Source organism: Thermomonas sp., assembly GCF_020850895.1.
Taxonomy (GTDB): Bacteria; Pseudomonadota; Gammaproteobacteria; order Xanthomonadales; family Xanthomonadaceae; genus Thermomonas.
The window spans coordinates 34305-42944 of record NZ_JADZDS010000097.1; the positions used below are offsets into that span (position 1 = coordinate 34305).

The following is an 8640-nucleotide window of genomic DNA, read 5'->3' on the forward strand; positions in this document are numbered from 1 at the left end:
GTGTCACGGATCAGTTCTTGATCTGCACATCGTCGACATAGACGAAGAGGTTGTAGCTGGTCTGGGCGTGGTACAGCCAGACCGCATCGAGGGTCACCGTCGAGGCGGTGATGGCGCCATTGCCGCCGACCCAGGCGTCCCATTGGGCGGCATCTTCCAGACTCCATTCCACATAGGTCCACGTGTTTGCAGGGAGCGTGCGGGAAACCGAGCGTTCGGTACCGTCGCTGTCATCCACGCCAAGCGCAACCGACATGCCAGTGCCGGCGGCATAGACCCAGAACCCGACTTTGCCATTGGCACGCGTCAGCTGGACGTTGGCCGAGGGTGAACCGCTGCCCGACAACAAGCGCACATTCCAACTGGCCGACGTGCTCGGGTTATCGACCAGCTTGACCTGGAGCGAGCAACTGCCGTATCGGCTCATGCTGCAGTAGCGCAGCGCGGTGGACGCCGTGGATATGCCGGTGGTGCTGCCCGAGTAGGTCGGCGAGGTGTTGAAGTGGCCCACCGTGGACTCGAAGCTGTCGAGCAGCTTTACCGTCCCGGCCGGCGCCGGGTTGAGCAGACTGTAGTAGCGCGACCAGTTCCAGTAGATGCCCGGGTCGGTGTGGTCGTTGCCGCTGTAGTGCTGGTGGCCCTTGATCTTGACCGAATCGGACAGCACCACGGAACCGCTCGACGACGGTCCGTTGTAGGCCGAGCTGCACTTGATCGCGCTGTACTTGCTGCAGAAATTGCGTACCAGCGCGCTGGAGGCGTTGTACATCGCGGTGGTGTACCAGGAACTGTTGCTGATGTAGCCCTCGTGCTCGATCCCCAGCGTGTAGCTGTTATGGTTGCGCACGTGCCATGCGGTATGTGCGTTGCGCACCATCTGGGTCACCTGCCCGTCAGAGCTGCGGATGACATAGTGGGCGCTTACCTGCGCCGCCGGGTTCTTGAACCACGAGATGGTGCCGGCATAGCTGCCCTGGGTGGTGTGGATGGTGACGGCACCGATCGCCGCGCTGCGTGACGCGGTGTAATTGCTGGGGCTGGCCGGATCCCAGATCGCCGGACCGTAGTCGGTGGCGCCCTGCGCTCGGCCAATGGCTCCGGTGCCTCGCGCCACCAAGGTTTCGCTGAGCGGGTCAATGGCATAGCCATCCGCAACGACACGCCCGCTGCTGATGTCCAAACGCACGAATGGCGCACGCAGCAGGACCAGTTGACGGGCGGCAAAGGCGCGCTCCCACTGGATTGGCCGCTCCGGTACGATGGCGCCCCTGTCATTCACGCCGCGGTCCATCGACAGCAACACGTCAAAAGCAAAGCTCTGGCGCGCAAAGTCATCGATGGCATTGCCGCCGGGCACCGGCGTGAAGCCCGCATAGCGCGCAAGCACCTGGCTGATCTGTTCCGGCGCCGGCGCAATGCCGTTGCGTGCGAGGCCGGCGGTGCGGATTTCCTGCGCCAGCAGCGCCGCGGCGGCGAGGATATTGGCGCGACTGTCGGTCATGATCAGACGCGTAGACAGGCCAGTGAGCCGGGAAGCGGCGGCGACTTGATCGGCGAATCCCTCGCCGGCATACAGTCCCATCACGCCATAGGCAGTTGGCATGCGGTTGTGGTGGTGTTCGGTGTCGGCAGGCTGCAGCGGCAGCCAACGGCTCTGTGACCAAGCGATGGCTTCCAGCGTGCCCGCCGGGATTTGCGGATAAGTGCGGTAGGCCTCGGCGAAATACTTGGGCATCACCGAGCGCATGGCGCGCAGTTGCAGCTCTTCCATCTGCAACAGGCGCAACAGCTGCGGGTCTTCGCCACCGACGACGCGTGCGGGTGCGGCCGGTGCGCCGCCTGTGGCGAGCGCGGGATTTGCGGCCATCGCCGCGGTCGCTGCAAATGCAAAAACGCCAGCTACCATGCTTGCAAGCAAGCCTGATCGAGTGGACATCCGGTGATTCTCCCCAAGGTAACGCGATGATGATTCAGAAGTGGTGCGTGCATCCCCATGCACCGCCGGGAAGTTAGCACGCATCCGTGGACAAGACTTGTCGCGATGCAACACGTTACCGAACCTCCGATTTAGAGCAACGTTGATTGAGTCGGCGTTGCCTGCCGACCATGGATGGTCGGCCGCAGATCGATCACCGAAGTGATTGATCCGCGGGAGTTGCGTTCGGGCATGCACCGGACGCAGCGTGTGCTGACACGTCCAGAAGGGACATGTTCAGCATTGCCTTGAGCAAGCAGCCGAACGGATCACGCATCACGCTGCGCGTCGTGACGCAACGACCTCGCATGAAAGTCCTGCAACGCCATCATCCACGGACCGGATGCCAGCAAGCCCCGGGATAGCCAGCCTCCGGCCAGCTCCAGGAACGCCGGACCCTGCCCCATCACACCCTGCGTCGATTCCAGATTGGCAAGGCATCTGGCCCTGCGGCTGCTTTGGTGGTTCAATGGCGCCCGAAGCGGGGGTGCCCGGCGTGGCCGGGCTGAGAGAGTCCCTTGGAACCTGATCCGGTTTGCACCGGCGTAGGGAGCTTGATCGAGGCACTGCGTCCACGTCGGATGCACGCCTGCCGTCGCTTCGCCTATCCCCTACCGGCGTCGCGACATGAGTCCCAAGTTCTCCCCCCTGCTGCTTGCCCTGCTGCCGCTGTTGGCCAATGCCCAGTCCACGCGCCCACCGGCGCCCACGACCGACGGCAATGAGCAGCCCACCCAGCTGCCCGCCGTGAAGGTGACCGCCCACGATGAGGCCACCCCGCGACAGGAGCGGATCGCTGCCTGGGGCATTGCCACCCCGCACGACACCCCGGCGGCGATCAGCGTGATCGGGCGCGACCGCATCGAAGCCCGCCAGATCCGTACCCTGAGTGAACTGGCCCGCGAAGACGCCACGCTCGGGGACAATTACGCGCCGGTCGGCTATTACCAGAACATCGCGATCCGTGGTTATGCGCTGGACCTCGGCACCGGCTATCGGATCAACAACCTGGCGATGACCGGCGAACAGCCCATCGCGCTGGAAGACAAGCAGCAGGTCGAAGTGCTCAAGGGCCTGGCCGGCCTGTCCGCCGGGGTGATGGAACCGGGCGGCGTGGTCAACTTCGTCAGCAAGCGGCCGGAGGACGTGCGCACGTTGACGCTAGGCGTGGATTCGCGCGGTTCGAGCTATGCCGCGCTGGACCTTGGCGCATGGATCACGCCGCGCTTCGGCTTGCGCACAAACATCGCCGGCGAACGCATGCACGCCTTCGTGGAGCACGCCGATGGCCGCCGCGCGTTCTTCGCCGTGGCCGCGGACTGGAAGATCAGCGACGCGACCACGCTCGAGCTGGACCTCAACCATCTCGACAGCGCCCAGCGTTCGGCCTCCGGATACATGCTGATTGGAGGGACGCAGTTCCCGCAGCACGTGGATCGCCACGCGATGCTCGGCTACCAACCGTGGCAGAAGCCGGTCGCCATCCGCGCCAACAATGCCAGCGCACGCCTGCGCCACGCCTTCAATGATGACTGGACGCTCCGGCTTGCACTCGGCCGCAGCCGCAGCGTGATCGACGACAACGTCGCCTTCGCCTACGGTTGCTGGTACGTGACGGCCTGCTCGAACGGCAGCCCGCCCAACTATTTCGCACCGGATGGCAGTTACGACATCTACGACTACCGCAATCCCGGCGATACCCGCACCAGCGACGACGCGCGGATCACGCTGGAAGGCCACTTCACCACCGGCGGCATCGGGCACGCCCTCACCCTTGGCGTCAGCGCCTTCCATCGCGGTATCAACCGGCATTGGCACGTCAACGATTACATCGGCACCGGCAACATCAATGATCCGCTGCCGCCCGTGTTCAACCCCTCACCCAAGCAGATCGGCCCGCGCGTGCAGCGCCTGAACAGTTGGCAGCGGTCTCTTTTTGCGATGGATCGGGTGAGTCTGGACGAGCACTGGCAACTGCTCATCGGCGTGCGCCACATCGACCTCAGCGAACAGGCACGCAGCAAGAAGAACATCCTCGAACGCGATACCCACCTGCACACGACACTGCCGCAGGTCGCCCTGCTGTGGCAGCCGAATGATGCTCTCACAACCTACGCCAGCTACAGCGAAGGGCTGTCACTGGGCCAGCAAGCACCGTCATGGACCAGCAACGATGGCGACTCGCTGGCACCACGGCTTTCGCGGCAAGTCGAGGCCGGCATCAAATACCGATGGACCCCGCGCCTGGATGTCGATGCCGCCCTGTTCCGCATCCGCCAGCCCTACCAATACGCGCAACCCGACGGCTCCTGGGCCGGCTTCACCTTCGTCCAACGCGGCGAGGAAGTGCATACCGGACTGGAACTGTCTGCCAACGGGCGCATGGGCGATGCCACCAGCCTGCATGCCAGCCTTGCGCTGACGCAGGCACATGCAACAGGCACCGGCACGCCCGCCTATGACGGCCATCAGGTGGTCAACGTGCCGCGCCTGCGCGCCAGCCTGCAGATCGACCACCGGCTTGCCGGATTGCCGCGAATCACCGTGTTCGGGGGCTGGCGCTATGCCGCAGCCAACCCGGCGACGCCGGACGGGGCATTGAGCGCACCCGCCTACAGCGTGTTCGATCTCGGCCTGCGGCATGATGGCTCGCTCGATGGCCATGAGGTGAGCACGCAGGTGGGCATCGACAATCTGTTCAACCGCTTCTACTGGCGCGACACCGGCAGCTCGCAGGGCGACAACTACCTGTTCCCGGGCGCACCGCGCCTGCTGCGCCTGACGGTGCGCGTGTCGCTGTGAGCCTGCCCCTGCACGAGATCATCGCCGCCACGCTCAGCGCCACCAGCGTCTGGCTGGGCACCCGCCGCAGTCCGTGGTGCTATCCGGCCGGGCTGGTCTCGGTCAGCGTCTACATCTGGGTCTATTTCGGCGCCCGGCTGTATTCGGAAGTGCTGCTGCAGTGCATCTGGATCGGCATGCTGGTGCTCGGCTGGTGGCGCTGGCGGCAGCATCTGGATCGCAGCGGTCACGTCCGCGTGGCGCGGCTGCGGGGCAACGCCGCTGCGCTCCACCTGGCCATCGGCAGCAGTTGCGGGCTGGCGCTGGGCTATGTGATGGCCACCCACACACCGGCCGCCCTGCCCTGGCTCGACGCCATGCTTACCACCCTGAGCCTGGTCGCGCAGTTCTGGCAGAACCGCCGCCACGCCGCCACCTGGTGGCTGTGGATCGTGCTGGATCTGGTCTACGTCGGCATGTTCATCAACAAGCACCTGTTCGTCACTGCGGTGCTGTACGCGGGCTTCGTGGTGTTGGCCGCCAAGGGCCTGCGCGACTGGCGCCGCGCGGCGCAGCAGCAGGCGCAAGCGGATACGACACCGCAGGTTCCCGTCGGAAGCACGCCGCCGGGTTGAACGCAATCCGACTTCACGCCGGATGACATCGGAAGCGTGCCCAAGAGCTCGGCCCCTCGAACCGCGGCATCTGGCGCATTCCCCAGATCCAGTCCTGCCGAGCATGGACGCCTCGATCGACACGGACACGGCTCAGTACGAAATCAGGAACGCTCCGCCGGTGACGTTGAACGCGGTCGCGGGCGTCGCCGGATCATGGGCGCGGAAGCTGAATGACGCGCTGATGGAGTCTTGGCGATGCCGCCGGATCATCAGCGTGCCAAAGTTGTGCCGACTCGTATGTGCAAGTCGGCACGGCGGTGCAGCATCCGCAGAAACTTCCCGGCACGATGGGTCAACGTCCCCAAAGGCTCCATAATCTTCGGCTGTGCCCAGATAGAAGACCCCCTCCTTGCCGGTATAACTGTGCAACACGAGTTGGATCACTTGACGACCCGAACGGGCCTCGACGAACAGCGCATTGTCCTTGATCCAAAGTCGGCCAGTGCCCGCGAACGGCGTTTCCCTCCAGCCACCTGGATGCTCCCGGGGATACACGAGCTGGGCCGTGAAGTAGTCGCCTTGGTCGGGAGCATCGTGGATGTTGCAGCCGGGAAGAACGAACAGCAACAGGGCCACCGCCGCGGTACCGTAGCGGTGCAGTGGGTTCCGTGGCTGCATGTCTAGCCTCCTTGAGACGCCACCGCCACATTGCATGCCGCTGCCTGAATCGGAGCCAGTGCCGCAACGACCGAGGACTTGACTCGGAGGATGCGATGGCCGGGATCGCAAGGAAGAAAGCCCGCTTGAGCCCGGGTTTCGAGTTCTCTCGCCTGCCACTTCCTGCGGGCCAACGGCCGCGTACCACGGGCGTCTTCCACCTCGGGCGGCCCCCGCGCCGTGGTCACGCATCCACGAGCGCCTGCCGGCAGCCCAACCGCGTGACGCAGATTTTTTCGATATTGCGTCCTGCACGACACTTCAACATCGGAGTCCACGGCGGCGTCCGTGCAGGCCCGCGAAGCCTCACGCCCGTCTGTGTCAGACTCAGGCAGCAAACCCACCTCCGAGCGGGCAAATCCGGACGATCAGGAGTTTTCCATGCGCCACGCCTGCCTGTTCATGGCCACCATCCTGGCAACGTTGTTGGGTGCCGGTGCCACCGGTTGTTCCGGTTCGGGAGACGCCGGGCTCGCGCCTGCCACCCCCTCCGCTTCCGCGGCGGATTCTGCAACGGTCGCGACCCAGTCGACGCCGGATTCGACTCAAGCACCGTCCGGGGCTCCCGCCACCTGGCCCCCAGACCTGCAACTTCCGAACGGGATTGCACTGCTCGGAACGCCGGTCCAGACGGCCGACGGAATGTCTGCAACGCTCAGTTGCTCTGGCAAGGCGTCCACCGCACTGACCGGTCTCACCGCGATGCTCAACAACGCCGGCTACAAAACGAACTGGCGCTTGCCTGCAGGCGATGCTTCCCAAATCGCCATCCTCAAAGGCAGCGCACGCGGCAAGAACGTGCGCGCCCAATTCAACGTGACCGCCGAGGGCGTGTGTCACGACGTGGCGTTCTCGGTGAGCGACTGACCGCCGCCCTGCGCGGCTGGCGCATGTGCGACGCCCAAGCCGGGCTTCAGAGCGGATCGCTGGACGGATCCCAGGGGTCGGCCGCGCTCAACTGCCCACGCAGCGCGTCCTCATCCGCCGCCGCGATCCAATCCAGCCCCTCGGCAAGGTTCACCACTTGCAATTGGCCGCGTCGAATCGCGTCGCCGTGCAGCGGACTGAACACCAGCAGGATCACCCCGTAGGACGCATCCAGCACCGCCGCCTGCCAGCGCTGGCCGTCGGAATCCGCGAATGTGCGCATCCTGTCGACTCTGGTACCAATGCGTCCATTTTAGTCGGATCCGGAAACCTGATGCCTGAATGCAATTCCAAATACTCAAGACCGCGCAGATCCAAGGACCTCGGAACTCAGCGTCCAAGATCCAGCGGACTGCGCACACCAAGTCCACCACGATTGAGCACATGAGTATAAATCTGGGTCGTCGATACATCCTTGTGGCCAAGCAGTTCCTGGATCGTGCGAATGTCATAACCCGCCTCCAACAGGTGGGTGGCGAATGTATGCCGCAATGTATGCGCGCTAAGCGACTTGACGATCCCGGCTTGAAAGCGCGCCCTCTTGATTGCACGAGACAACACGCCATCATCGACATGGTGGCGGTGGGTCTTCCCGGTACGAGGATCAACGGAACGATTATCGGAAGGGAACACGAACTGCCATCCGAATTCCTTACCTGCGTTCGGATATTTCCGTGACAGCGCGAAAGGCAAGGGAGTTTCCCCGAATCCTTCCGTAAGATCCATTGAATGCAACACGCGTGAGCGCTCGATTTCCCGCTGCAGCGGCTCCTCAAGCGCGCGAGGAAGCATCGTTCGGCGATCCTTGGCGCCCTTGCCATTGCGCACAAGGATCTCGTTGCGTGAAAAATCCACATCCTTGACCCTCAACCGCAGGCATTCCATCAACCGCATCCCCGTGCCATACAGCAAACTGGCCATGAGCCAATTCCGACCATTCAGCAACGATAACAACTGACGCACCTCCTCGCGAGAAAGCACAGTTGGCAACCGGCGAGGCCGCTTGGCCCGGAGTACCGACTCCATCCACGGCAGTTCGATGTCCAAAACATCGCGATACAAGAACAACAACGCTGAAAGGGCTTGGTTCTGCGTACTGGCCGACACCCGCGCTTCAATGGCCAGTTGGCTAAGGAACGCCTCAACCTCCAAGCCCCCCATCTCCCTAGGGTGACGCCGACCATTGGCAAAGATGAACCGACGTATCCACCCCAAGTACGCCTGCTCAGTTCGCAAGCTATAGCGTTTTGCGCGTATCTTGCAGCGAACTACCTCCAACAGGCCGGGATGTCGCGCAATCATTGTCTCCTTGGCTACATCCCTATTTTTATCCTCATAATCCATACTCACGCGCCTTCGGCCTCATATCTAGCGATGTTAAGCGACTTGACGATCTGTAGCATCAGGTAAAGCATTGTTTTCTTGTAAGAAATTTCTTGACCACCTCACGACCATAGTGTTAGCCTCTGACCTACACTCCGCGTCCGGAGTCTACTAGGCGTTAGACCTCAGCGGTTAAGGAATAAAGCGTTTTACGCAAGAGTTTGTCGGCGCGGCTGTTTCTGATGCACGCTCCGGAATTTCCTATCGCGCAATGCGGCATTTCCCGTCTCGACTGAATGC

At 63.3% G+C, this 8640-nt stretch carries 7 protein-coding genes and 1 riboswitch; of the genes, 3 read left to right on the forward strand and 4 right to left on the reverse strand.

What is annotated here, in order from left to right; translation table 11 throughout:
* Positions 1-10: 10 nt before the first annotated feature.
* Entirely contained in the window at positions 11-1867 is a 1857-nt protein-coding gene (locus tag IT472_RS08640) for a peptidoglycan recognition family protein (RefSeq protein WP_297180896.1), read from the reverse strand.
* 581 nt (positions 1868-2448) lie between these two features.
* Positions 2449-2544, forward strand: a riboswitch (TPP riboswitch).
* A gap of 58 nt (positions 2545-2602) precedes the next feature.
* Here IT472_RS08640 and IT472_RS08645 point away from each other — a divergent pair.
* Positions 2603-4777 (forward strand): TonB-dependent siderophore receptor, encoded by a 2175-nt coding sequence (locus IT472_RS08645; RefSeq protein WP_297180898.1) that lies wholly within the window; start codon positions 2603-2605, stop codon positions 4775-4777.
* Complete coding sequence (pnuC, locus tag IT472_RS08650) at positions 4774-5391, forward strand: nicotinamide riboside transporter PnuC (RefSeq protein WP_343231824.1); 618 nt, start codon at positions 4774-4776, stop codon at positions 5389-5391. The genes IT472_RS08645 and pnuC overlap by 4 nt, the downstream gene beginning before the upstream one ends.
* A 132-nt stretch (positions 5392-5523) precedes the next feature.
* Here the strand turns inward: pnuC and IT472_RS08655 are convergent, their stop codons facing one another.
* Entirely contained in the window at positions 5524-6051 is a 528-nt protein-coding gene (locus IT472_RS08655; protein WP_297180900.1) for a hypothetical protein, read from the reverse strand.
* Between the two features lie 327 nt (positions 6052-6378).
* Between IT472_RS08655 and IT472_RS08660 the strand changes: the two genes are divergently transcribed.
* Positions 6379-6957, forward strand: a complete 579-nt coding sequence (locus IT472_RS08660; protein ID WP_297180902.1) for a hypothetical protein — start codon at positions 6379-6381, stop codon at positions 6955-6957.
* Positions 6958-7003: 46 nt separating this feature from the next.
* Here IT472_RS08660 and IT472_RS08665 read toward each other — a convergent pair whose 3' ends face one another.
* Both IT472_RS08665 and IT472_RS08670 read right to left on the reverse strand, forming a co-directional pair.
* A complete protein-coding gene (locus IT472_RS08665; RefSeq protein WP_297180904.1) occupies positions 7004-7240 on the reverse strand; it encodes a hypothetical protein in 237 nt (78 codons plus the stop codon).
* A gap of 107 nt (positions 7241-7347) precedes the next feature.
* Complete coding sequence (locus tag IT472_RS08670) at positions 7348-8319, reverse strand: integron integrase (RefSeq protein ID WP_297180911.1); 972 nt, start codon at positions 8317-8319, stop codon at positions 7348-7350.
* Positions 8320-8640: the final 321 nt, after the last annotated feature.